Origin of the sequence: Brenneria sp. L3-3C-1, assembly GCF_016456245.1 — a bacterium.
In the GTDB taxonomy this organism is placed as follows: Bacteria; Pseudomonadota; Gammaproteobacteria; order Enterobacterales; family Enterobacteriaceae; genus Brenneria.
Genome location: NZ_JAEMHF010000002.1, coordinates 549548 through 572892 on the forward strand (window position 1 = coordinate 549548; position 23345 = coordinate 572892).

General features: G+C 50.6%; 25 protein-coding genes. 20 read left to right on the forward strand and 5 right to left on the reverse strand.

The window, feature by feature from the left end:
- The first annotated feature begins 45 nt into the window (after positions 1–45).
- The 15 genes from JG725_RS08875 (at position 46) to phnP (ending at position 13459) form a co-directional block, all read left to right on the forward strand.
- The gene (locus JG725_RS08875; RefSeq protein WP_199377652.1) at positions 46–507 is read left to right on the forward strand and encodes a PaaI family thioesterase; all 462 of its coding nucleotides are present in this window, start codon (positions 46–48) and stop codon (positions 505–507) included.
- A gap of 133 nt (positions 508–640) precedes the next feature.
- Positions 641–1906: a crotonyl-CoA carboxylase/reductase gene (gene ccrA / locus JG725_RS08880; protein WP_199377654.1), complete on the forward strand. Its 1266-nt coding sequence runs from the start codon at positions 641–643 to the stop codon at positions 1904–1906.
- Positions 1907–2107: 201 nt separating this feature from the next.
- Positions 2108–2785: a LysR substrate-binding domain-containing protein gene (locus tag JG725_RS08885; protein WP_233356369.1), complete on the forward strand. Its 678-nt coding sequence runs from the start codon at positions 2108–2110 to the stop codon at positions 2783–2785.
- Positions 2786–3302: 517 nt separating this feature from the next.
- Complete coding sequence (locus tag JG725_RS08890; protein ID WP_172289549.1) at positions 3303–4187, forward strand: NAD(P)-dependent oxidoreductase; 885 nt, start codon at positions 3303–3305, stop codon at positions 4185–4187.
- A 28-nt stretch (positions 4188–4215) separates the two neighbouring features.
- Complete coding sequence (gene aepX, locus JG725_RS08895) at positions 4216–5127, forward strand: phosphoenolpyruvate mutase (RefSeq protein ID WP_172289548.1); 912 nt, start codon at positions 4216–4218, stop codon at positions 5125–5127.
- A 55-nt stretch (positions 5128–5182) separates the two neighbouring features.
- Positions 5183–6331, forward strand: a complete 1149-nt coding sequence (gene aepY, locus JG725_RS08900; RefSeq protein WP_172289547.1) for a phosphonopyruvate decarboxylase — start codon at positions 5183–5185, stop codon at positions 6329–6331.
- A gap of 135 nt (positions 6332–6466) precedes the next feature.
- Positions 6467–6922 carry a phosphonate C-P lyase system protein PhnG gene (gene phnG, locus JG725_RS08905; protein ID WP_199377656.1) on the forward strand — a complete coding sequence of 152 codons (456 nt, stop codon included), beginning with the start codon at positions 6467–6469 and terminating at the stop codon, positions 6920–6922.
- On the forward strand, positions 6922–7503 hold the full coding sequence (gene phnH, locus JG725_RS08910) for a phosphonate C-P lyase system protein PhnH (RefSeq protein ID WP_199377658.1): 582 nt from the start codon (positions 6922–6924) through the stop codon (positions 7501–7503). The genes phnG and phnH overlap by 1 nt, the downstream gene beginning before the upstream one ends.
- Complete coding sequence (locus JG725_RS08915) at positions 7503–8585, forward strand: carbon-phosphorus lyase complex subunit PhnI (protein WP_172289544.1); 1083 nt, start codon at positions 7503–7505, stop codon at positions 8583–8585. The genes phnH and JG725_RS08915 overlap by 1 nt, the downstream gene beginning before the upstream one ends.
- On the forward strand, positions 8578–9429 hold the full coding sequence (locus JG725_RS08920) for an alpha-D-ribose 1-methylphosphonate 5-phosphate C-P-lyase PhnJ (protein ID WP_172289543.1): 852 nt from the start codon (positions 8578–8580) through the stop codon (positions 9427–9429). Before JG725_RS08915 ends, JG725_RS08920 begins: the two co-directional genes overlap by 8 nt.
- Positions 9426–10214, forward strand: coding sequence for a phosphonate C-P lyase system protein PhnK (gene phnK / locus JG725_RS08925; protein WP_172289542.1), 789 nt, complete (start codon positions 9426–9428; stop codon positions 10212–10214). Before JG725_RS08920 ends, phnK begins: the two co-directional genes overlap by 4 nt.
- A 51-nt stretch (positions 10215–10265) precedes the next feature.
- Positions 10266–10991, forward strand: coding sequence for a phosphonate C-P lyase system protein PhnL (gene phnL / locus JG725_RS08930; RefSeq protein ID WP_172289541.1), 726 nt, complete (start codon positions 10266–10268; stop codon positions 10989–10991).
- Positions 10988–12124 carry an alpha-D-ribose 1-methylphosphonate 5-triphosphate diphosphatase gene (gene phnM / locus JG725_RS08935; protein WP_199377660.1) on the forward strand — a complete coding sequence of 379 codons (1137 nt, stop codon included), beginning with the start codon at positions 10988–10990 and terminating at the stop codon, positions 12122–12124. The genes phnL and phnM overlap by 4 nt, the downstream gene beginning before the upstream one ends.
- Positions 12124–12702 carry a ribose 1,5-bisphosphokinase gene (gene phnN, locus JG725_RS08940; protein ID WP_199377662.1) on the forward strand — a complete coding sequence of 193 codons (579 nt, stop codon included), beginning with the start codon at positions 12124–12126 and terminating at the stop codon, positions 12700–12702. Before phnM ends, phnN begins: the two co-directional genes overlap by 1 nt.
- A complete protein-coding gene (gene phnP / locus JG725_RS08945; protein ID WP_199377664.1) occupies positions 12695–13459 on the forward strand; it encodes a phosphonate metabolism protein PhnP in 765 nt (254 codons plus the stop codon). Before phnN ends, phnP begins: the two co-directional genes overlap by 8 nt.
- 116 nt (positions 13460–13575) lie before the next feature.
- Here the strand turns inward: phnP and JG725_RS08950 are convergent, their stop codons facing one another.
- Positions 13576–14493: a LysR family transcriptional regulator gene (locus tag JG725_RS08950; RefSeq protein ID WP_172289537.1), complete on the reverse strand. Its 918-nt coding sequence runs from the start codon at positions 14491–14493 to the stop codon at positions 13576–13578.
- A 730-nt stretch (positions 14494–15223) separates the two neighbouring features.
- On the opposite strand from JG725_RS08950, the gene JG725_RS08955 reads away from it, so the two are divergent.
- The 5 genes from JG725_RS08955 to ydfZ all read left to right on the forward strand — a co-directional run bounded on the left by JG725_RS08955 (position 15224) and on the right by ydfZ (position 19424).
- Entirely contained in the window at positions 15224–15637 is a 414-nt protein-coding gene (locus JG725_RS08955) for a GNAT family N-acetyltransferase (RefSeq protein ID WP_172289536.1), read from the forward strand.
- Between the two features lie 28 nt (positions 15638–15665).
- Positions 15666–16355, forward strand: coding sequence for a helix-turn-helix transcriptional regulator (locus JG725_RS08960; protein WP_172289535.1), 690 nt, complete (start codon positions 15666–15668; stop codon positions 16353–16355).
- A gap of 20 nt (positions 16356–16375) precedes the next feature.
- Positions 16376–17650, forward strand: a complete 1275-nt coding sequence (locus tag JG725_RS08965) for a cytosine permease (RefSeq protein WP_172289534.1) — start codon at positions 16376–16378, stop codon at positions 17648–17650.
- Positions 17651–17881: 231 nt separating this feature from the next.
- Complete coding sequence (locus JG725_RS08970; protein WP_199377666.1) at positions 17882–18961, forward strand: tartrate dehydrogenase; 1080 nt, start codon at positions 17882–17884, stop codon at positions 18959–18961.
- Positions 18962–19217: 256 nt separating this feature from the next.
- Positions 19218–19424, forward strand: a complete 207-nt coding sequence (gene ydfZ / locus JG725_RS08975) for a putative selenium delivery protein YdfZ (protein ID WP_370541617.1) — start codon at positions 19218–19220, stop codon at positions 19422–19424.
- A gap of 147 nt (positions 19425–19571) precedes the next feature.
- Here the strand turns inward: ydfZ and JG725_RS08980 are convergent, their stop codons facing one another.
- From JG725_RS08980 to JG725_RS08995, 4 genes are all read right to left on the reverse strand, one after another.
- Entirely contained in the window at positions 19572–20249 is a 678-nt protein-coding gene (locus JG725_RS08980) for a GntR family transcriptional regulator (protein ID WP_172289531.1), read from the reverse strand.
- A 229-nt stretch (positions 20250–20478) separates the two neighbouring features.
- The gene (locus JG725_RS08985; protein ID WP_199377668.1) at positions 20479–21762 is read right to left on the reverse strand and encodes a TRAP transporter large permease; all 1284 of its coding nucleotides are present in this window, start codon (positions 21760–21762) and stop codon (positions 20479–20481) included.
- The gene (locus tag JG725_RS08990; protein ID WP_199377670.1) at positions 21759–22238 is read right to left on the reverse strand and encodes a TRAP transporter small permease; all 480 of its coding nucleotides are present in this window, start codon (positions 22236–22238) and stop codon (positions 21759–21761) included. The genes JG725_RS08985 and JG725_RS08990 overlap by 4 nt, the downstream gene beginning before the upstream one ends.
- Positions 22239–22298: 60 nt before the next feature.
- Positions 22299–23258 carry a C4-dicarboxylate TRAP transporter substrate-binding protein gene (locus JG725_RS08995; RefSeq protein WP_233356370.1) on the reverse strand — a complete coding sequence of 320 codons (960 nt, stop codon included), beginning with the start codon at positions 23256–23258 and terminating at the stop codon, positions 22299–22301.
- Positions 23259–23345 lie beyond the last annotated feature (87 nt).

Below are 23345 nucleotides of genomic sequence, written 5' to 3' on the forward strand. Positions count from 1 at the left end.
CGGCAACGAGACATGATAACGATGGGATTTTCACAGGAGCTAATCATGATTGAAAAGCATTACTTATCCCTATTCAACGCGTCGGCGCTGTTCAAAAGTTTGGGTTTTTCCATCGTCGAAATCAACGACGACGCCCTCATTATGGAAATTGCCGATGACAACCCCTGTCATCAAGGCGGATTTGGCGTACTCGCCTCAACGGGCATCAACGGCGCGGTGGTCAGCGCCGCCCTGGAATCTGCGATAGGTTTATGCGGATTCCAGGCGCTTGGCGGCCAGCCTGCCGGAGTTATCGAATTGTCGGTAAAACTGCTGAGAGTGATACGCAAAAAACCCTGCCGGGTTGAAGCCCGCATCGACAATAAAAATCATCATCTGGCCTTTGTATCCGCAACGCTGTATAGCGCGCGCGGCGGTATTTGCGCCACAGCGACGGGCATCGTCGTTAAAAGCAAAAGCAGTGAAAGCCAGTCCGACGATCTCGATGAGCCGCTCAACGGCCGGTGATCCCGATATTCAGTCTTACGTCAGCGCAAGCGTCCCGTCACGCCTCGTTCCGCTGTTTTTATAGCGAAACCGGGGCGGTGTGGAAAAGCGCGCAAATTTAGGAAATGAATTTTTTCAGACAAGGAGTACGAAAATGACTACGGATTTTGCTATTCCAAAAACCATGAAAGCCTATCTTATTCGGCCTGAACGCTATGGCGATCCTATTACCGCCATTCAACCCGAGATCGTCAATATTCCCGAACTTTCCCCCCAGCAGGTGCTGATTAAAGTCATGGCCTCCGGGCTGAATTATAACAATGTCTGGGCCGCCTCCGGGAAACCGGTGGACGTCATTTCCGCCCGCCGTAAAAAAAATAAACATGCCGAACCTTTTCATATCGGCGGTTCCGAAGCCTCCGGCATTGTCTACGCCGTAGGCGGCGAAGTCAGTAACGTCAAGGTCGGCGACGCCGTTGTCATTTCCTGTTCGGTCTACGACGCGACGTCCCTTGAGTCCCGCGTCGCTGCGGACCCGATGTTTACCCGTAGTCAGGAAATCTACGGCTATGAAAGGAATTACGGTTCGTTTGCCGAATATACCGTGGTGGAAAACTACCAGTGTTATCCCAAACCCGATTTCCTGACATGGGAAGAGAGCGCAACGCTGATGCTGAACGGCCCCACCGCCTATAAGCAACTGACGCACTGGGCGCCGAATATCGTAAAACCCGGCGATCCCGTGCTGATTTGGGGGGCGGCCGGCGGGCTGGGATCCTTATCGGTGCAAATAGTGAAAGCTCTCGGCGGGCTTCCCGTCGCGGTGGTGTCCAGCGAAGAGAAAGGAGAATACGTACGCGGACTCGGCGCCGTGGGATATATCGTCAGGCGGAAATACTCACATTTCGGACGGCTTCCCGATGTCACCACCGATGAACACGCCTCATGGTCAAGAACCTTCGCCAATTTCAGGCGCGACTTTTTTAAAGCGCTGGGTAAAAAGGAACTCCCCAAGCTGGTGATCGAGCATTCCGGCCAGGACACCTTCCCGACCTCGCTGCAAATCTGCGATCATTCGGGCATGGTTGTCACCGTCGGCGGGACATCCGGCTATAACTGCGATTTTGATGTCCGTCACCTCTGGATGCACCAGAAAAGAATCCAAGGCTCCCACTATGCCAATATTCGGGAATGCTGGGAATTTCTCCACCTGGTTAACCAGAAAAGAATCGTTCCGACGATGAATAGGGTGTTTAAGTTTGATGAAATACCGTATGCCCATCAGCAGCTCTTAGAAGGGAAAATATATGGCAATGCCGCGGTGTTGATCAATGCAACGTCGCCCCGACTCGGTTCGGTTACCGAGCAGGCGGATACAACAACGGGCAACCCCGACTTTAAAACACCATTGCTCGCGTAATCCCGTGACGACCGTGAATTTGTTGCAATAAAACGTCAGCGACAGCCCCCGGCATGAGCGTTAGCCTCGCCATGCTTATAAAACCTGACCGTCAGAAAGCGCTCCCGCCGGAGTGCTTTCTGATTTTCTATTAACCACTAATGGGAATGAGGAAGAATCTCCCCAACCGGCAGTCAGTACTTCAGGCGCTGCGAGGCCATTTTGCAGGCCATTGATGACGCAGACAGTGAAGCCAGTGGAACCGCTGAAATACCTGCTGGTACGCTGCGGCTCAATGCCCCGGTGACATTTGGACGCTATGCCCTGGTAGGTTTCCTCTGCCAATTTCTTCAGCGCTATCCGCAAATCAGTATTGAACTCATACTGTCAGACGAAGTTATCAACCCGGCCTCAGAAGGTTTTGATGCGGTGATCCGCATAGGCGAGCTGGATAAAGACCTCCGACTGGCAGCAAAGCCGTTATCCGCGTATCGGTTTATTGCCTGCGCTGCGCCTGAATACCTGGCAAAGCACGGCTGGCCGCGGCACCCCTCCGACCTGAAACATCACCAGTGCCTTGGTTTTTCCCCCTGGCAGGCAGGGTTAACCCATCGCTGGCCGTTTATCAGCGCAGGTGGACTCAGTGAGGTGATGGTGAGTTCCCGGCTGGCGATTAACGATTGGGGCGCCATGCTGGAAGCGACGTTAAAGGGGGCTGGAGTGCTGATTGGCTATGAAAAAGCGCTTGAGCAACCGCTTAAGCAAGGACAGCTTGTGACCATCCTCGCTGACTATCGATTTCCCGAGCGAGCAATGCATCTGCTGTATGATCCCTCGCGTGCAAAAGAAACCCGCTATAAAGTTTTCATCGATGCGTTATGTCAATATTTCAACGAATGAACAATTTCATGCACTGCCAGATCGCTATCCGCCGGCGCCGGGAATAGCTGATGTTTTCAACGGAACCACTCGTTAAGTTAACCTGCCGTGTTATCCCCCATAAATAATTTAGCTGAAAAGTGCCAGCGCGATACGATTCATATGTAATACTTATTGATAACAGGCAAAGAATAAACTTTTCCTTGTGACTCTCTCTATTTTACAGAGGGATCGCATGTCGTACTAAAATCCCATGACGACGTTATCGTGATTGCCGTAATTATTGTATTTACATTACCAGCAAGCCGTTTTATCACACTACTCTATTTATTATACCCTTTAATAATTTCAAATAAAATAAATCCCATAATCAAAACTCATCATGAGTAGAAGTAACCTTTTTAATTACTATTTTCCGTTTTTATAAAAAAAATAATGCTGTATATATTCATAAACAACACAGTCCATAATAATTCATGAACCATCTGCTTTTCCGAAAAATTCATTGGGTATTAGACAAATAAACGGACCAAGTTATATGAAGAATACAATCGCTATTGTCGGCGCAGGATCTTTAGGCAGCGCATTAGTCAAAAGACTACTTGATTGTGGCTATCCGGTGTCGGTATTTAACCGAACCAGAGATAAAGCCGATCGCTTGATCGATTATGGAGCGACACCGGTTTATAAAATACAGGATATTTTTAACGACCGTTGTCTTATTGCTATCGCCTGTCTAAAAGATGCGGACAGTATCATCGCAACATTTAAGCCGCTGCTCAATAGCCACGGCAATCCTGTTCAGAAAAAACTGCTGATTAATACAAGTACGCTGGGACCGGAAGAATCCCGTCGCGTTGAAGCGTTTATGCGGAAAATTCCGTTGGAATACGCAGAGCTGCCGGTTTCCGGAGGGCCTGAAGGCGCGCTTCAAGGCAAGCTGGTTGCTTATATGGGGCCGGTAGCGGATATCTTTCGCCCGATAATCCTGGAGATTGTAGCGGCCCTGTGTAATCGCTATTCGTTGATGAGCAGTAATCACCATGCTCAGGCAATGAAGGTGGTTAATAATTATTGTGAAGCGATGAATATGGCTGTCGCCGCCGAAGCCATTTCTCTGGCGGAAGAAATAGGATTAAGCAAAGAGGAGATTTGTGAAACCTTGCCGCTGGGCCGAGGCCGATCCGTTTATATGGATGTACTATTAGATAAATATCAACGTGCTGACCGCTCTATTTCTTTTCCACTGGATCTTCGCGTTAAAGATCTCTTACTGGCCGCGCCTATTTTCGAACAGAGCGGCATCCAGAGTTTTTTCTATCCACAACTATCTGAAGCTTATAAAAAAGCATTAGCAGATAACCCGTCCCGTGTTGATCAGAGCGCCTATTTTGAGTTTTTTAAGGCCTACAACCATAAGTAATTATTTATTGATATAAGAGGAACCGTTTATGAAAAATCACCGTCATCTTACAAGCACCACGCCGGATAAACGCCGTCATACTTTGAAGCAGGTGCTGGAAAATAAACAAAGTATCCGGGTGATGGAAACGCATAGTCCGCTGGCCGCGTTGCTGGTAGAGCAGGCTTCTTATAACAAGGATGGAAAAGTAATTGAATTTGACGCCTTTTGGTCAAGCTCATTAACCGATTCAACCGTACGGGGTAAACCCGATATTGAATTGTTGTCGCTGAGTAGCCGTTTAAATAGCATTGCAGATATTTTTGATGTTACGACCAAACCCTTAATCCTCGACGGTGATACAGGCGGACAAATAGCGCATCTGCCTTATCATATCAATGCAGCGGAAAAAATAGGGGTATCTTCCATTATTATTGAAGATAAAACGGGTTTGAAGAAAAACTCCCTTTTTGGCACGGACGTAAAACAAACGCAGGATGACCCCGCCCGCTTCGCCGAGAAAATAGCCGCCGCCAAGTCAGCACAACTTACTGATGATTTTATGGTCATCGCCAGAGTTGAAAGTTTAATTCTGGATGCGGGAATGACGGATGCGATTGACCGGGCCCTCACCTACGTCGCTGCCGGCGCAGATGGCATCATGATCCATAGCCGTAAAAAAGACCCGCAAGAAATCATCGAGTTCTCACGAATATTTAAGAAGTCCGCGCCAAACGTCCCATTGGTCTGCGTTCCCACCAGCTTCAACGATATTACCTTCGATCAGCTTACTGATTATGGTTTCAATATTGTCATTTATGCCAATCATTTGCTGAGAGCATCCTATCCGGCAATGAGAAATATTCTTGAGGATATCTTAAAGAATGGCCGCACGCTGGAGATTGAGGATAAGTGCTTGCCGATAAAAGAGATCCTGGAGTTGATTCCCGGAACAAAATAACGCGCTCGACACCGTATTTAACGGTGTCTCTTTCTAAATACTCAAGAGAGATACTATGATTTCTGCAAACGATCTTATCGCGTTATTGCGTGAACACGAGGTGGATTTTTATACCGGCGTGCCGGACTCGCTGTTAAAAGAATTCTGTCGGGCGCTCTCCGCGGCAGACGATGGCATCAATCATGTCACGGCCTGCAATGAAGGGGCCGCCATGGGGATAGCCATCGGTCACCATCTGGCCACCGGCCACATTCCGGCGATTTATTTGCAAAACTCGGGGCTGGGCAATTTGGTCAATCCCTATTGCTCACTGGCCGATGTTCACGTGTACGCGATCCCTGCCCTGCTGATTATCGGCTGGCGCGGAGAGCTCACCGACAGCGGAGAGCAGTTGCATGATGAGCCTCAGCACGTCAAGCAAGGCCAGGTCACGCTGAGCTTGCTGGAAACGCTGGATATTCCTTATTACGTCGTTGACGGCAATCAGGCGGATTTACCCGCCGAAGTGGCCTCACTGCTTGAACGGGCTAAACAGGAGCGGCGTGCGGTCGCGCTGGTATGCAGAAAGAACACGTTTTCGCCGACGCTCGCCGATGTGCATATTCCCAACCCGGCGGCGGAAAAAGGGGTAATGACCCGTGAAGAGATCGTTGCCTGCTGTCTTGAAATTCTGCCGCCTTCTCTGCCCATCGTCAGCACAACCGGTATGCTTTCGCGCGAATTGTACGAACTCCGCGAACGGAACCAGATCAGTCATGAAAAAGACTTTCTTACCGTAGGCGGCATGGGCCACGCCTCTCAGATTGCGCTGGGTATTGCGTTGGCCAATCCGCAACGGCAGGTGGTGTGCATGGATGGCGATGGCGCGGTACTTATGCATCTGGGGGGATTGACCAATACCTCACAGGTAAATAACATCCTGCACATCGTCATCAATAACGGCGCTCATGCCTCGGTCGGCGGTCAGGTCACTCTGGCCGCCAACCTGCGCCTGTCGGATATCGCCCACGCCATCGGTTACAGCTATACGCAAACCGTCACCACGGCGCTGGAGCTGGCGCTAAGCCTTACCCACGCGCTGTCACGACCGCAAAACGCCTTTATTGAAGTGCTATGCCGCACCGGACACCGCGCCGATCTCGGGCGCCCTAAACGAACGCCCATCGAAAACAAAACCGACTTTATGAATTTCCTGCAAACGTAATCGTGCACCCGTCGCCATTTATGTCGGGCTGACAAGTGCCAGCCCCCGAGTGGCGCTGATGCTGACATTGTCATCTGTAGCCGGATAACGGCACGCAGAGACGCTGAAAGTTATCCACTTTGACAGGACAGGCTAATGATTAATACCGCTATTCGCCAGCACTGGATGTCAGTGCTGGCCCATAGTCCGACGTCAGAATTGACCGAACTGTGGCAGTCTCTCAACCTGACGCCCGAGTATCACCTGATTCGATCCCCCGAGGTCGGGTTGCTTCAGGTTCAGGGACGTATGGGAGGAGAAGGACGACGTTTCTTTATGGGAGACGTGACCGTCACCCGTGCGGTAGTGCAGCTTTCAGGCGATGATAACGGCGGCTACGGCTACAGTTATGTTATCGGTCGCAATAAAGCGCACGCCGAACTGAGCGCGCTCATTGATGCGCTATTACAAATACCCTCGCAGTACGATTTACTTCAGGTACGCTTGATTACCCCGCTGCACACCCGGCTAACCGCAAAGCGTCAGCAGCGGAAACGAGAGATTGCCACCAGTCAGGTCGACTTCTTTACTCTGGTAAGGGGGGAAGACTAATGAAGCTACTCAATGGATTTGCCGATCCCGTTGACGATGCGCAACGCGCGTTTCGGCTGATACTGAAAGCGATGAGCGAGCCCGGCTTGCCGGTTACGTTGAATGACGGCCCGGACTGGCAACCGCTATCCCCGGCGACCAGCGCCGTCTTGCTCACCCTGGCGGACAATGAGACGCCGCTCTATCTTTCCGCTCCGTTCCGCGACGATCGGATTATCCACAATCTGCGTTTTCATACCGGGGCGCCGCTAACCGACCAGGCTTCTCAGGCGGCGTTTGCGGTGCTGGATAATGCGTTTCCCGCCACGCTGCTGGATGCGTTTGCCGGCGGCAGCGATGAATCCCCGCATTACAGCACCACACTGATCCTTGAAGCGCCTTCGCTCACCGGTGCGCCCCCCTTGACCTTAAGCGGCCCTGGCATTCAGCAGCGGCGTACCTTTAGCGTACCGCTCCCGGAACACGTCAGACACTATCTCTGCCGCCGTCCGGTCGCCTTTCCGCAGGGACTGGATTTCATTTTCACCTGCGGCCGGCAATTACTGGCCGTTCCGCGCACAACCCATGTGGAGGAGAGCTAATGTACGTTGCAGTGAAAGGCGGCGAAAAAGCGATTACCGCCGCGCATCGCCTACAGGAACGACTACGCAGAGGCAGCGATGCCGAACTGGGTTGTCGGCAAATAGAGCAACAGTTGGAGCTTGGCGTACAGCGGGTGATGAACGAAGGGGGAATTTACGATACGCAACTCGCCTCGCTCGCCATCAAACAGGCCAGCGGCGATCTGGTGGAAGCGATCTTCCTGCTTCGCGCCTATCGAACCACGCTGCCGCGCTTTATGGTCAGCGAACCGCTCGATATGGCGGGCATCCGGCTGGAGCGGCGAATTTCCGCCATTTATAAGGATCTGCCCGGCGGCCAGATTCTGGGGCCGACCTACGATTACACCCACCGCCTGCTCGACTTCGGGCTGTTAAATGAGCATGACGCTCCGCCGCTGGCTCAGTCAGACGAACCGGCCGCAACGCCGACGGTAACCTCGTGTCCGCGCATCTTTGAAATGATGACCCGGGAAGGCTTGATTAGCGCCGAAAATGATGACGGCAGCGAACCTGATGATATTACCCGCCATCCTATCAGTTATCCCTGTAGCCGATCGGCCCGTCTGCAACAGTTGGTCAGAACCGATGAAGGATTTTTGCTGGCGCTGGGCTATTCCATTCAGCGCGGCTACGGCCGTAATCACCCTTTTGTCGGCGAAATTCGCACCGGCTACGTCAGCCTGAGCTGCACCCCGGAAGAGCTGGGTTTTTCGATTGAGATCGGCGAAATATTGCTGACCGAATGTGAAATGGTCAACAACATCAAAACCACCGACACAGGCTGCCCTTGTTTTACCCGCGGTTATGGCCTGGTATTCGGCCGGGCGGAACGCAAAGCGATGTCGATGGCGTTGGTGGATCGCGCGCTGAGAGCCGCCGAGTACGGCGAAACGGTTGCCGGACCGGCACAGGACGAAGAGTTCGTGCTGTCACATGCCGACAGCGTGGACGCCTCCGGCTTCATCTCACATCTGAAACTCCCTCATTATGTCGATTTTCAGTCTGAATTGGATCTGCTTAGGCAGTTACGCCGTGACTTTGAGGAGGGGCGTCATGAGTGATGATATTTTAACCGGCTACAACATGGGGTATCTGGACGAACAGAGTAAACGGATGATCCGCCGGGCGATCCTCAAAGCGGTGGCGATCCCCGGCTTTCAGGTTCCTTTCGGCGGACGCGAAATGCCGATGCCCTATGGCTGGGGAACCGGCGGCATCCAGGTGACCGCCAGTCTGATCGGGCGCGACGATACCCTGAAAGTGATCGACCAGGGCTCGGACGACACCACCAACGCCGTATCCATCCGCCACTTCTTTCAGCGGGTGGCGCAGGTCGCCACCACTACGCGGGTCGGCGAGGCGACATTGATTCAAACCCGGCACCGCATCCCCGAAAACCCGCTGCGCGCCGATCAGATCATCGTATACCAGGTGCCGATCCCTGAGCCTCTACGCTTTATCGAACCGCGGGAGACCGAAACCCGCAAGATGCATGCGCTGGAAGAGTATGGCGTGATGCACGTTAAGCTGTACGAGGATATTGCGCACCACGGACATATCGCGACGACTTACGCTTACCCGGTATTGGTCAACCATCGTTACGTGATGGATCCCTCGCCGATCCCCAAATTCGACAACCCCAAAATGGATATGATGCCGGCGTTGCAGCTATTCGGCGCCGGACGTGAAAAACGCATCTACGCGTTGCCCCCCTTTACTTCGGTAAAAAGCCTGGATTTTGAAGATTATCCTTTTTCCGTTCAGCAGTGGGACGAACCCTGTGCGTTATGCGGCGCCAGGAACAGCTTTCTGGATGAGGTGGTGCTCGACGATCGCGGAAATCGCATGTTTGTCTGCTCCGACACCGATTTTTGCCAGCAGCAGCGAGAGGAACAAGGATTATGAAACCGTCACAAATGCAGCAGCAGTCGTTATTGAGCGTTCGTAGTCTGACCCATCTGTATGCGCCCGGCAAAGGCTTCACCGACGTTGATTTTCAGCTTTATCCCGGCGAGGTGCTGGGGATTGTCGGTGAGTCCGGCTCAGGAAAAAGCACCTTGCTTAATGCGCTGTCAGGACGCCTGAAGCCGCAGCAAGGCCAGGTTCTTTACCTCGATAAAGACAATACCGAGTTGGACGTATACGGCATCAGTGAAAACCGGCGTCGACAGATTCTGCGTCGCGACTGGGGCGTCGTCCATCAACACGCGCTTGATGGCCTGCGTTCCCGGGTTTCCGCCGGCGGCAATATCGGCGAGCGGTTGATGGCCATCGGCCACCGTCATTACGGTTATATCCGCCGGCAGGCGGAAGAGTGGCTCGAAAGCGTCGAAATTCCGGCGGATCGGCTGGATGATTTTCCGACCACCTTTTCCGGCGGTATGCAGCAGCGTCTGCAAATCGCCTGCAATCTGGTTACCTCCCCGCGCCTGATCTTTATGGATGAACCCACCAGCGGACTGGATGTCTCGGTACAGGCACGCCTGTTGGATCTGTTGCGCAATCTGGTGATGGAAATGGGGCTGGCCGTCATTATCGTCACGCATGACCTGGGCGTCGCCCGGCTACTGACCCACCGGCTGATGGTTATGCAGCAGGGTCGGATCGTAGAGAGCGGGTTAACCGACCGGGTACTTGACGATCCCCTCCATCCTTATACCCAACTGCTGACGTCGTCTGTGCTGATGTAGTCATGGGGAAAACGTTCATTACCTGTTGACGAGCAACACGGGAGCAACACTATGTGTGATTCAACATCTGAAATACAGGTTGCGGTAGAAAATCTATCCAAAACTTTTGTATTGCACAACCAGCGCGGAGTCCGGCTACCGGTACTATCGGCTATCAATTTGCAGGTTAAAAAAGGGCAGTGCATCGCGTTGCACGGTCATTCAGGCTGCGGCAAATCCACCTTGCTGCGCTCACTTTATGCCAATTATCAGGCTGATGAAGGGCATATCTGGATCAATCATCGGCAGCATCCGGTGGATATCGTCACGGCCGGCGCCCGCACCATTTTTGCCGTCCGTCGCGAAACGCTGGGCTGGGTAAGCCAGTTTTTACGCGTGATCCCGCGCATCAGTACGCTGGACGTCGTGATGCAGCCGCTACTGGAACAAGGGGTGGAGAAAGCGGAATGCGCGGCAAGGGCCGAGCAATTGCTGTCCCGGTTACGTATTCCATCGCGTCTGTGGTCATTGGCGCCTTCGACCTTTTCCGGCGGCGAACAGCAACGCATCAACATCGCGCGGGGTTTTATTACCGATTATCCCATCCTGTTGCTGGATGAACCCACCGCATCCCTTGATGATAAAAATCGCCGCACCGTGGCGGCGCTAATCGAGGAAGCCAAACTGCGGGGAACGGCGATTATCGGCATCTTTCATGACAAAGAAATCCGCGAACAGGTGGCGGACAGCCTTTTCATCATGCCGGACCCTGCATCGGGACAGGGAGAAAAACCATGATTATCAATAATGTCAAAATAGTGACGGAAAACGAGCTGATGTTGGGTTCGGTCGAAATAACCAACGAAATCATTCATCACTGTTCAGACTCCGTCAGCCAGCTACCGCAGGCGCTGGATGGCGAAGGCGGCTGGCTGCTGCCAGGGTTGGTTGAACTGCACACCGATAATCTGGAAAAGTACTTTACCCCGCGCCCCGGCGTAAGCTGGCCGGCAAACTCGGCCATGAAAAATCACGATGCGGGAATTATCAGCAGCGGTATCACCACCGTACTGGATGCGGTGGCGATTGGCGATGTGCGGGCGGGCGGCGATCGCATGGAGAACGTGCAAAAGATGATCGACGCTATCCACTATAGCCGGCAGAACGGCCTGAATAGAGCCGAGCATTATCTTCATTTGCGCTGTGAGTTGCCCCATGAAACGACGTTGCCGCTTTTCGAGCGGTTGAAAAACACCCCGGAATTGTTGCTGGTTTCATTAATGGATCATTCGCCTGGCCAGCGGCAGTTCGTCTCACCGGAAAAATACCGCACGTACTATCAGGGGAAATATCATCTGAGCGACAGCCAGATGGATGCGTTTACCCAACAACAGATCGCTTTCGCCAAACGCTGGTCGCAGCCTAATCGCGAGGCCATTGCCTCGCAATGCCGGTTGCAGGGACTGGTTCTGTCCAGCCACGACGATGCGACCGCCGCACATACTGATGAGTCATATAAGCTGGGGGTCACTATCGCCGAGTTTCCCACCACCCGGGAAGCGGCGCAGACGGCGTATCAGCAAGGAATGCAGGTCATGATGGGCGCTCCCAATGTGATCCGTGGCGGATCGCACTCCGGAAACGTCTCGGCGCATCTGCTGGCGCAGGCGGGTCTGCTCACCATCCTCTCGTCCGATTATTTCCCCGGCAGTCTGCTGGAGGCGGTCTTTAAGCTTGCCCACGATGAAACATTGCCCTACACCCTGCCGCAGGCGGTCGCATTGGCGTCATTAACGCCGGCCAGGGCGCTGGGTCTGAATGACCGTGGCTCCATTGCCGAAGGAAAACGTGCGGATATGACGCTGGTCAGGGAATTCAAGGGGGAACCCTACATTCAGGCGGTCTGGTGTGGCGGGCGGAGGGTATTTTGATGGCCAGATTGATTTATCTTATCGGCGCCTCCGGCTGCGGCAAAGACAGTCTGCTGGGCGCACTGCGCGCGTCGGACACCAAACATATTCTAGTGGCCCATCGCTATATCACCCGCCCGGCGTCATCGGGCAGTGAAAACCATATCGCGCTCAGTGAGCGGGAGTTCCGGTTCCGTCATCGCCATGGGTTATTTTGTTTATCCTGGCAAGCGCATCAGTTGCATTACGGCCTAGGTATTGAAGTCGACGTTTGGCTGGAGAAAGGCATTGATGTGATTGTTAACGGATCGCGCGCCGATTTGCCGCAGGCGGACAAACGTTATGGCGATCGCCTGTTACCGATTTGCCTGACCGTTCCGCAAAAAATTTTGGAGCAGCGTCTGAGAAAACGCGGGCGGGAGAACGAACGGCAGATTGCAGAGCGTCTGCGTCGCACGGTGAACTATCAGGCAACCGTGCCAACGAGCTGCGCATATTTGTCCAATACCGGTCCGCTGGAGCAGACCGTCCAGGCTTTTTGGCAATGGTTGAATAAAACTGAAGACCCCGCCCCGGCAGGGAGACGGTTCGATGACTAACTCCCCCCGGTTCTCGCTAACCTTTACCGGCACCGGCGGCGTTCACGCCGCCCCCCTCTTTGGCTGCCAGTGCCCGGCCTGTCTGCGGGCGCGTACGATGCCAAAACATCTGCGGCGCCCCTGTAGCGCGCTGATAGATTGCGAAGGAGAACTGACATTGCTGGATGCCGGGCTGGACGATTTATCACAACGTTTTCATCCCGGTCAGCTACAACGCATTTTGCTCACGCACTATCATATGGACCATGTCCATGGACTGTTTCCCTTACGCTGGGGAAAGGGAACGCCTATTCCGGTTTACTCTCCCCCCGACCCTGTTGGCTGTGACGACCTATTCAAACACCCGGGTATTCTGGATTTTCAATTTCTCAAGCACCCGTTCCAAGCTTATCCTATGGGGAATATGCGTGTTACCCCCGTTCCGCTCAACCATTCTCGTATAACCTGGGGCTACGTTATAAGCTGGCGGCACAGCAAGATTGCTTATCTTACCGACACCAGGGGATTACCGGCGAATACCTATCATTTTCTGTCTCAGCAGAAGATAACCTGCCTGATTATTGATTGTACTTATCCGCCAGGCGAGCAAAGAAACCACAATGATATTAATCAGGCAACCGAGTTATATTACGCCCTACGCCCCGGCAGAATGCTGCTGACGCACATCGATCATACTCTGGATGAGTGGTTAATAACCCATAGGCTTCCGACAGGAATGGCGGTGGCGCAAGACAACCAAACCCTTTGCCTTGACTAACCGCCGCCATCAGGAGGTACGAGAATAGCGGCATATACTTAATGAGCAAACTTTATTGAATATCTCTATTAAGAATAAGGTTCTAAAAATGTTTTCTTTTTATAACACAAAAATTATTACTCAATATAATTCACTGAATCTACTCTTTCCTCGATGATTTCGTTTTTCAGAAAATCATTCAGCAAGATAATATTTTTATTATAAATATGATTTTTCGGCCATACGAAATAATATCCATTTCCAGTACGGACTGCGTTTTTGAATGGCAGAACGAGCGTTTTATTTTCAAGTTCCCTCATCACCATGTTTATATCAACAATGGCTACGCCCAATCCATGAACGGCAGCGCTTATGGCAAAATCCATCGAGTCAAACTCGTTCTTATGAGCAACTTTTAGTCCAATATCCCCACGCATCCCTTCACACCATAACGACCAGTGATCTGCTTTTGATTTGGAGTATAAAAGATTAATCCGGAGACCGTTAATATCGCCGCATCGCGGCAACACGCCAGGGGCGCAAACAGGAATCAGCCATTCATCAAGCAGCCGGGTAACCTCCCATTCTTTAGGAAAATCACCGTTCCCATACTGGATAGCTCCATCATATTTACCTCCATTAAAATCAATGCATTCCAAATTAAGGCCGTTACTATCCAATCCAACCATTGGATAATCTTTCTTAGTATATAGTTTTCTGATTATCGCAATAAGCCAGCGTAACGAAAAAGTTGTCGGCGCTCGAATTTGTAACATATCCCTCTCGCCAGAAAACTGCTCGCATGCGATACATAGAGAGGTAAACGAAAGTTGAATTTCTTTAGCAAAACATTCCCCGTCAGGCGTTAACAACACCCTGGGACCCTTTCGTTCAAATAACCTACGGCCAAAAAAAACTTCAAGTGTATGAATATGTTTGCTGATTGCGCTTTGTGTAATAGATAACTCATTCGCTGCCTGAGTAAATGATTGGTGGCGAGCTGCTGACTCAAAAGCTTTTAATGCATATAGCGGAGGCATTTTTAACCAATCCATATCCATATACTCCTATAAAGGAATAATCCTTGTTATTATTTAGTTACCACGATCGAGCCTACTTTTTACCGTAGGTAGGGAAATATCGCAATAAGATTCCTCTGTTAAAATACGATTAACAATATAATTAAATAATTTTAAATATAATAATAATAAAATAATGAATCACGGTTATTATTTAATAACAACATCTCCTGCTTTATAAAAAAGCATTTAAAGTTAAATCCCAACATGATGATTTTTTTACATAAATCTTACATAATTCATGATCGTCTCCCGGGTTAACGGCAGAGATGAGTCATGGCGTTATTTCTCGTTATCCCTTGCTAAGCTATCTGCTCCGGGAGAAGAGAATGACGAGAAATTTAGATGGCTAGGCCGTTTGGATGGCAACTTTTCCCGGAGAAAATTTGAACGCTGCTTACTGCGGCCCCAAAGGAGCGAGGCCCAGAAAAGGGCCAGGTCCCTCAGCCGACACACATGCAATGTGAAGTATGACGAGTGCAACTATTTTCCCTGGTGAAGGACATTGTTCACTTAATCCTGTGAATCTGACATTATATATATCTTTATCTTTTATGTTCGCAGTACGATTCTACGATACCGCAATACGCGCGCGTTAGAACGGGTAAAGATCACCCTTGTTTGATAAAAAAATTTATGTTATTAGCCAACTTTCAAATCAGCAAACATACTTCAATATGTTAATAATAAGGAGACGAAGAATAAAATGAATTTGAATATCACCGATAACCCGGATAAAAACGAAGAAGAGTTTGTTATTCAAAGCCTGTGGAAACACAATCAGCAATATGACGACGTGGATATTCATCCATTATTTTTAAACGTCAAGGACGATACCGGCGCCATCGTTGCCGGGCTGGTCGCCAGAACCTGGTGGGGAGGCCTTGAAGTTCAATACCTGTGGGTCGATGAGAAACACAGAAAAAGCGGACTGGGCCGCCAGTTGATGCAAAAAGCCGAGGAAGAAGCGCTCAGACGGGGTTGTCATTTGGCCTATGTCGACACGTTCAGTTTTCAGGCGCGAGGCTTTTATGAAAAACTGGGATATCGCGAATACGGGAATCTTCCGGGATATGCGCACAAGCACACACGGCATTATTTAGCAAAATTGATCCGCTGAGTCAGCATCAGTCTCAAGGGAGGGCAGGATGCCATCATCACATAAAAGCACCAATGACTATATCCGCAACCTTATTACCATGATGGAGTATCTGAATGAGCCATGGGGTATTAAAGATTTAGAGTCGCGCCATGTCTACATGAATAAAGCCGCCTATCTTTATACCAATACTCCCTTGGATTTTGATATTGAGGGGAAGCTTGATGATGAATTTCCCGCCAGTTGGGCGGAGTTATCCGATGACTTAAAAGAGCACGATCGCCGGACTGAAAATAGCGCGCAACGCGTTACCGTCATAGAAACCCATTTTTGGTATGGCAAAAAAACGCTCACGCCTTTCATTAGCGAAAAAATTCCGATATTTAATGCAGATAAAATCTGTATCGGAACCATGTGGAACGCCAGGCAACTTAATACGCTGTCTCCGTTGGTTTATATCAATCATAAAAAACCGACCATATTAAAGACCGAATTAACCGACACTATTTTCACCAAGTCTGAGCTTGATATTATTTTTCTGATATTACAGCGATTCACGCATAAAGAAATCGCCAGAAAAATGAACGTCTCATATAAAACCATAGAAAATAGAGTGTATAACATGTATCAAAAGGCGAACGTACACTCATTGAATCAATTTGAAGAATTTTGCTACCAACTGGGGCTGGATAATTATGTTCCAAACGCACTTATAGAAAAAGGCATTCAATTTATTTAAATATAAGGAAACATTTTCAGATGGAAAGAATAGATGATTACCCGGTAAGTCGGGTGCCGATGAGCGTGCGGCTTCCCTTCTTCAATGTGGCATTGGTTCACATAGGCATGCTAACCGCGCTGGATCAATTTATGCTAGGCGCGGTGCTGGGCAACTCAATGACATTGACCAATGCCTATATCTCGATTTTTATCGGCAGCGCGATCTTTGGGATTGTGACGTTGGGGCTCGGTTATGCGGGAATGAAAGAGGGGTTATCCGGTAGTCTGCTGGCCCGATGGTGCGGCTTCGGGCGCGTGGGTTCGGTATTGATCGGCGTGGTGATCGCCATCAGTCTGTTAGGCTGGTTCGGGGTGCAAAACGCCGTATTCGCCAAAGCCCTTAACTTCGCCCTGGGCGATAAATTAGGCTTTGGTTGGTCGGCCGCAATATCCGGCGCGGCGCTGACGATTCTGGTGGCCTTTGGTTTCAAAGCGTTAAAATTTACGGCGAAAATAGCCGTTCCGATGTTTATATTCATTGTCGGCTATATATCGGTCATGACCCTTACGGGGCATAATATCGCCGAACTGCTCGCTTCCGCTCCTACCGGGGAAGCCATTTCAATCAGCGCCGGGGCCACCATGGTGGTCGGCGGTTGTATTGTGGCAAGTTTAATTACCCCCGATATGACCCGCTACTCCAAAAAAGGCAACCATGTTTTCTGGATCACCATTTTGTCGATCATTGTGGGTGAATTCATCGTAAACGGTTTGGCAATATTAATCGCACGGGCGCTGAATACGGCTGATGTGGTGACGATTATGTCGCAAACCGCCGGGGGCATCGGGCTGATCGCGGTTATTTTTTCCACGTTAAGAATAAACGATATCAATCTTTATTCATCATCGCTGGGCATTGCCAACGCCATCGAAGGCATGACCGGCAGAAAACTCAGCTATATGTCGATCACGTTAGTGATTGGGTTTATCGGCACCTTTCTTTCCGTGATTGGTATTTTAGATAGGTTTGTCGATTTTCTCACTTTGCTTGGCGTTCTTTTCCCGCCGATTATCGGCATCATGCTGGTCGATTATTATATTTTACGTACCCATCGATCCTTGCTGACGGCCAGCCGGCAAGCGGGAAAACTGCCGGAAATAGCGGAAACCCCGCTGATCGGTTGGGCCGCCATCGTCGCGAGCATTGCCGGCGCCATCGTAGGATTCGCAATAGAGTGGGGCGTTCCATCGCTTAATTCATTGGTCGTAGCCAGTATTTTGTATTGGCTGATTAAAATAACGTATAGGCCATAATGTCCCAGTGGTGACGTAATTGGCGTGCTAACCGTATATCAGCGATTAATATACCGGACAGATAAAACAAGAGCGCCGCGGCGCTCCTGTTTCAAAACCGATGTGACCTCGCCCGTATTCGCGATACGGGGATGCTTTGACGCACTAATCATTGTCTGTTCAGGTCAATGGTTAACCAAGACATAAAGCAATACACTCGGGTCTATCCTCAAATAAAAAAAGGAAGTCCTGATGTCGGTAAAACAACATAGCATCGCCGTCATACCCGGTGATGGAATAGGTAAAGAAGTGATGCCCGAAGGTGTCCGCGTGATCCAACGGGCGGCGGAAAAATTTGGCATCGCGATACAGTGGGACTGGTTTGATTTCTCCAGTGCCGACTATTATCTCAGGCATGGGAAAATGCTGCCGGATGACTGGTTTTCTATCCTGAAAAATTATGACGCGATCTATTTCGGCGCGGTAGGCTGGCCTGAAATCCTCCCCGATCACATTTCCCTATGGGGATCGTTGCTGCAATTCCGCCGGGAATTCGATCAGTATGTCAACCTGCGTCCCTGTCGGTTAATGCCCGGCATTAAAGCGCCGCTTGCCGGTCGTGAAGCCGGCGACATTGATTTCTATGTGGTGCGGGAAAACACCGAGGGCGAATACTCCAGCGTAGGCGGCACCCTGTTTGCCGGCACCGATCGTGAAATCGTCATTCAGGAAACGGTGATGACGCGCGTGGGCGTCGATCGTATCCTGAAGTTTGCCTATGAACTGGCGATGAAACGCCCGAAAAAACATCTGACCTCCGCCACGAAATCGAACGGTATCGCCATAACCATGCCTTACTGGGACAGTCGGGTGGCTGAAATGGCGAAACAGTATCCGGATATTAAGGTTGATAAATTCCACATCGATATTCTGACCGCCAATTTTGTCCTGCATCCGGATTGGTTTGACGTCGTCGTCGCCAGCAATTTATTTGGCGATATCCTGTCGGATCTGGGGCCGGCCTGTACCGGTACGATAGGCATCGCCCCTTCCGCCAATATCAACCCGGAACGCCATTTCCCCAGCCTGTTTGAGCCGGTTCATGGTTCGGCCCCGGATATTGCCGGCAAAGGATTGGCCAACCCCATCGGTCAGATATGGTGCGGCGCGATGATGCTGGAACATTTAGGCTATCCAGACGCAGGCGCGGCGGTATTGCGGGCGATTGAAGACGTTTTGTCTCAAGGCCCGCAGGCCGCTCCCCTCACCCGCGATCTCGGCGGCAGCGGCAATACCGCAACATTGGGTAAAGCGATTGCGGAACGGCTGTGACAGAAAAAACCGGCTTGCTGTTCCGGCGATTTACTGGCGTTAACCCATAAAAAGGCGCGTATCAACGCCCCAGCCGGTGTTAACACGATATTGTTGATAGGCTAAAATAGTGATCTACACCACATTTTTTAGCAACACCGGTTAATAGCAAGCTGATTTATAGACGGACTTTCTATAAAAACCCCAATCCGCTGGTGATGATTTTTTCACGGCAGTAGGATCGATGCGATTTTATCGTCAAGCGAAGGAGGTTAACGTGTACAAAGCGTATGACAGATATAGAAATCCGATCGATTCCGGCTGCCGTGTTATGCAAGCCGGTTCCCGCCTGGTTGGAACCATTGCGGCGATCCATGCGGAAAATCTGAAACGAGAAGAAGTGCGCCGTTCAAAATGCGTCGAGCTACAGGGCGTAAGCGGCTATTTTGCCCCAGAAGAACTGATGCGTCTTGGGCGCACCTGACGTTTATACTCGTCATGCTTCACGTTGCATGTACGCTGGCGGGTCGAATTATTTTAGTCTTTACGACCCCGCTCCGGTTATTCGGGCGCCGTTCCGTCGCCCGATATTGTGTCTCAATAAGCATCCCTCAGCCCAGCTGAGCTAAAATCAGGCATGCTCGAACCAATCGCTGTTCTGCTCGGCAATGGGCGTAATCGAGTAAATCAATTCCTGCAAATGTTCACGAATCGCCCTTTCCGCCGCATCGGGATCGCGGGCTTTCAACCCGTTGAAAATAAGATAATGTTGCTGAATCAGGCTCATCGGCGGGGAAACCTGACTTAAACTGAGAAAGCGCACCCGGTCCATTGTCGCTTTAATCGACTCAATGGTTTCCCACGCCAGCGGGCAATTTGCAATCTGCGTCAGAAATTGATGAAAGCTATCATCCAGGCTGAGAAACTCGCGCATCTGTTGGTTCTGCGCCGCCAGTTCCTGGCGGCGCAAGTTATGTTCCAGCATCAACAGTTGTTCATCGGTGACCGACTCCGCGGCGCGGCGCACGATCGCGCACTCCAGCGCCTGACGGATGAAACGGGCATCGGCCACCCGCTGTTCGGAAATTTTCATCACAAAGGTGCCGCGCTGCGGCAGGATCTGTACCAGCCCGACATCAGCCAGCTTGATGAACGCCTCTCTGACCGGCTGACGCGATACGGCAAAACGCGTTGATATTTCTTTCTCGGACAGCAGCTTCCCCGGCGAAATATTGCATTCCACAATATCTTTACGCAGCACGCGATAAATCTGTTGGTTTACAGGTTCACTGTTATTGATCGTATCCATACCGCTGCTTTCTACCCAAAATATTTATTGATTGATGATACATGCATACTCAGGGCCATATCTATCTTATTTTCCCGGTATAAATCTGGCGAGATACGCCCATGTTTATGCCGGCGATACGACACAGTCTGCATACTGGAATACTATACTGCCGCCATCGGCAGTATAGTGAGGCGATTATCAGAATCGGCTAATACGTTAGCGAACCGTACATTATTTCCCCCCTAGTTTATGGCATCAGCAGATTAGGCAGGAACAGTACCGTCTGCGGAAAAATAAACAGAATACCGACGAAGATCAGGAAAGAAATTAAATAGGGAACAGAGGCGCGCATAAAGTGCAGCGTGTCGCATTTCAAAATGCCGCAAACCGTATACATACAGATCCCGACCGGCGGCGTATTTGCCCCGAGCAATGTCAAGGTGATGAACATAATGCCGAAGTGAATGGGGTCATAACCAATCTCTGTCACAATCGGCAGCAATATCGGCGTCAATAATAAGATAAGCGGGCTGGCATCCAATACCATGCCGATAATCAGCACCAGGGCAAAAATCAACAGCATGATACCCGTCGGGCTCTCGGTAAAATCAGTAATCAACTCGGTCATTGCCTGAGGCAGTTGATCCAATACGCTGATATGTCCGAGAATAAAGGCGGCCATCACCAGCAGCATAACAATACCGAGATCGCCTAACGTTTCCGTCAGCGTATCAAGAATGCCCTGCCAAGTGAGCTCCTTATAGATCAGTCCGCCGACAATCAGCGCATACAGCACGATGAAAGCGCCGGCTTCCGAGGTCGTAAACAGCCCTAAACGAATCACGACAATCAGAATAACGGGAAACATCAATGCCCAAAATCCCCGCCGGAAGCTAACCCAAACTTCTTTGAATGTCGGTTTTGATAACGTTTCCGGCTGGATCTTCATCCTGCGGGCCATGATGTAATTGGTGATCATCAGGGTGATGGTCAGCAGAAAACCGGGGATAATGCCGGCCAGGAATAGCTTGCCAATCGACACATTTCCGACAAAACCAAACAAGATCAGTAGGATGCTGGGCGGTAACGTGGCGGTTATCAATGACGCGAAAGCGATAACCACCGCCGTGTAGGCGCGTGGATAACCCCGGGCAATCATCGAGAAGCCCAGCATACGTGACTGCATGGAGGCGTCAGCCACCGCCGAACCCGCCACGCCCCCCATTAACATAGCCAGTAATACGTTAATTTGCGCCAGTCCGCCGATCATCCACCCGGTTAACAAACGGGCAAAATCCAATAATCTTTCGGTAATGCCGGTACGCGTCAGTAAATTCCCTACCAGAATAAACAACGGAACGGCAATCATCGGGAATGACTGTGTCGGCGCCGCAAATTTTTGAAAGGCGATCCCCAGAGGTAAAAAGTCGGAAGTAAAAAAATAGGCCAGGCTTGATAGGGCAATGACGAATCCAACCGGCATTCCCATCAGCATAAACAGTACAAACAACAAGCCAGTTAACCACATCATGATAAGTTCCCTTCTACAGAAGACGCTCTGGTGGAATTTACTTTCTCAATCAGTTGTTCAATGCAGGTAAACATAATCAACAAGCACCCCGTCGGAACCGCGGCGCTCAGGAAGATATGGCTAATTTCCGAAACCGGCAATACGTGAGCCCGCGTATCCCAGGTAAAGAGATATCCCGCATAGGCGCCGAAACCAAGAAAGGAAATAATCAGAATTTTATTAAGATAATCAATCACGTTTTGTATTTTTTCGGGCAAACGTTTGGATAAAAAATCGATTCCCATATTGCGGTGATTAGCCTGGGCATAATGAATAGAGAACATGCTGACCCATGCAAATAGCACCATCGATATTTCGATAGACCAGATTAATGGGTGCCCCACACAACGCCCAATCGCCGCAACCAAAATAAGTATCACCATGATGATAAACATGATTTTTGCGATGGCTATTTCTATTTTGATAATTTTTTTCATCTGCGATCTCTCAAACAACGTCCCGCCGCCAGGACGGGACTGTGGAAATGCTCATGACGATTACTGAATATCAAGAGCCTGTTGCAGACTGACCCGGGCTTGTTCCAGGCCGAGCTTATTGGGTACGTTGGCGCAGGATTGAGTAAAAGGCGCTAAATCGATGGTCGCGATCGTCGCCCCGCCTTTTGCCATTCTATCCAGCACCGCATTGCTCTCCTCGATGATCTTCTGAGACGCATAGGCTCCGGCATTGTAAGATTCTTCATGAAGTATCTGCTGAAACTCGGCGGGAAGCTGATCGAACCATTTACTGCCGACCACAATAGAGGTCATTAAATGGTAGTGGTTGGTCTTGGTGATATATTTGGCCACTTCATGGAGCTTGGAGCCATACAACGCAGTCGGGTGCGCTTCCGCGGCATCCACTACGCCGGTCTGCACCGCGGAATAGACTTCAGACCAGGCCATCGGCGTCGGCGCGCCGCCCATGCAATTGATCATTTCAATCACAATAGGCGCATCCGGCACCCTTACCCTGACGCCCCTCAAATCCGCTGGCGTAGAGAACGGTTTTTTGGTGATCATCATGCGGGAGCCCTGATACCAGTTGAACGAGAGGCTGACCAGACCTGACTTGCTCTGCAACTGGGATTCCCATCCCTTGAAAAGCGGCGTTGAGACCAGCTTTGAAGCCTCTTCATAGTTCGATAACAAGAAAGGAGCGTTAAGTATCGCCAACTCAGGTACAAATTGCGCCAACCTGCCGCCATCGGTCAGCACGCCGACGTTACTTCCGACCTGAGCCTGTTGAATCAATTCCCCATCGGCCCCCAACTGACCACTGGGAAACAGCCTTACTCTCACCTGTTTATCAGTACGTTGCTCAACATTTTTCTTAAACTCCTTAAACCCGGCATAAATAGGGTCGTCAGGCGCCAGGGCGGTGCTCAAATTAAATTCATAGGTTTTTGCCGCCAGCGAAGAAACCGCAAAGAGCGAAAGCAACGTCCCGAATACCATTTTTTTAAACATTCGTTGCGGAGATATATGAATGATTTCACTTTTTAATCTTAATGTATCGTTTGACATTTTTTATTCTCCAAAGGA

What these genes read in the sequence shown, in the direction of transcription:
- JG725_RS08955 (WP_172289536.1), top strand. Translation starts at nt 15,224, where the DNA reads ATGAATTTGAATATCACCGATAACCCGGATAAAAACGAAGAAGAGTTT.
- JG725_RS08995 (WP_233356370.1), bottom strand. Translation starts at nt 23,258, where the DNA reads ATGGTATTCGGGACGTTGCTTTCGCTCTTTGCGGTTTCTTCGCTGGCG.
- JG725_RS08950 (WP_172289537.1), bottom strand. Translation starts at nt 14,493, where the DNA reads ATGGATTGGTTAAAAATGCCTCCGCTATATGCATTAAAAGCTTTTGAG.
- JG725_RS08965 (WP_172289534.1), top strand. Translation starts at nt 16,376, where the DNA reads ATGGAAAGAATAGATGATTACCCGGTAAGTCGGGTGCCGATGAGCGTG.
- JG725_RS08875 (WP_199377652.1), top strand. Translation starts at nt 46, where the DNA reads ATGATTGAAAAGCATTACTTATCCCTATTCAACGCGTCGGCGCTGTTC.
- phnG (WP_199377656.1), top strand. Translation starts at nt 6,467, where the DNA reads ATGATTAATACCGCTATTCGCCAGCACTGGATGTCAGTGCTGGCCCAT.
- JG725_RS08890 (WP_172289549.1), top strand. Translation starts at nt 3,303, where the DNA reads ATGAAGAATACAATCGCTATTGTCGGCGCAGGATCTTTAGGCAGCGCA.
- JG725_RS08920 (WP_172289543.1), top strand. Translation starts at nt 8,578, where the DNA reads ATGAGTGATGATATTTTAACCGGCTACAACATGGGGTATCTGGACGAA.
- JG725_RS08915 (WP_172289544.1), top strand. Translation starts at nt 7,503, where the DNA reads ATGTACGTTGCAGTGAAAGGCGGCGAAAAAGCGATTACCGCCGCGCAT.
- phnH (WP_199377658.1), top strand. Translation starts at nt 6,922, where the DNA reads ATGAAGCTACTCAATGGATTTGCCGATCCCGTTGACGATGCGCAACGC.
- JG725_RS08960 (WP_172289535.1), top strand. Translation starts at nt 15,666, where the DNA reads ATGCCATCATCACATAAAAGCACCAATGACTATATCCGCAACCTTATT.
- JG725_RS08985 (WP_199377668.1), bottom strand. Translation starts at nt 21,762, where the DNA reads ATGATGTGGTTAACTGGCTTGTTGTTTGTACTGTTTATGCTGATGGGA.
- JG725_RS08990 (WP_199377670.1), bottom strand. Translation starts at nt 22,238, where the DNA reads ATGAAAAAAATTATCAAAATAGAAATAGCCATCGCAAAAATCATGTTT.
- phnM (WP_199377660.1), top strand. Translation starts at nt 10,988, where the DNA reads ATGATTATCAATAATGTCAAAATAGTGACGGAAAACGAGCTGATGTTG.
- phnN (WP_199377662.1), top strand. Translation starts at nt 12,124, where the DNA reads ATGGCCAGATTGATTTATCTTATCGGCGCCTCCGGCTGCGGCAAAGAC.
- phnP (WP_199377664.1), top strand. Translation starts at nt 12,695, where the DNA reads ATGACTAACTCCCCCCGGTTCTCGCTAACCTTTACCGGCACCGGCGGC.
- JG725_RS08970 (WP_199377666.1), top strand. Translation starts at nt 17,882, where the DNA reads ATGTCGGTAAAACAACATAGCATCGCCGTCATACCCGGTGATGGAATA.
- aepX (WP_172289548.1), top strand. Translation starts at nt 4,216, where the DNA reads ATGAAAAATCACCGTCATCTTACAAGCACCACGCCGGATAAACGCCGT.
- JG725_RS08980 (WP_172289531.1), bottom strand. Translation starts at nt 20,249, where the DNA reads ATGGATACGATCAATAACAGTGAACCTGTAAACCAACAGATTTATCGC.
- ccrA (WP_199377654.1), top strand. Translation starts at nt 641, where the DNA reads ATGACTACGGATTTTGCTATTCCAAAAACCATGAAAGCCTATCTTATT.
- aepY (WP_172289547.1), top strand. Translation starts at nt 5,183, where the DNA reads ATGATTTCTGCAAACGATCTTATCGCGTTATTGCGTGAACACGAGGTG.
- phnK (WP_172289542.1), top strand. Translation starts at nt 9,426, where the DNA reads ATGAAACCGTCACAAATGCAGCAGCAGTCGTTATTGAGCGTTCGTAGT.
- phnL (WP_172289541.1), top strand. Translation starts at nt 10,266, where the DNA reads ATGTGTGATTCAACATCTGAAATACAGGTTGCGGTAGAAAATCTATCC.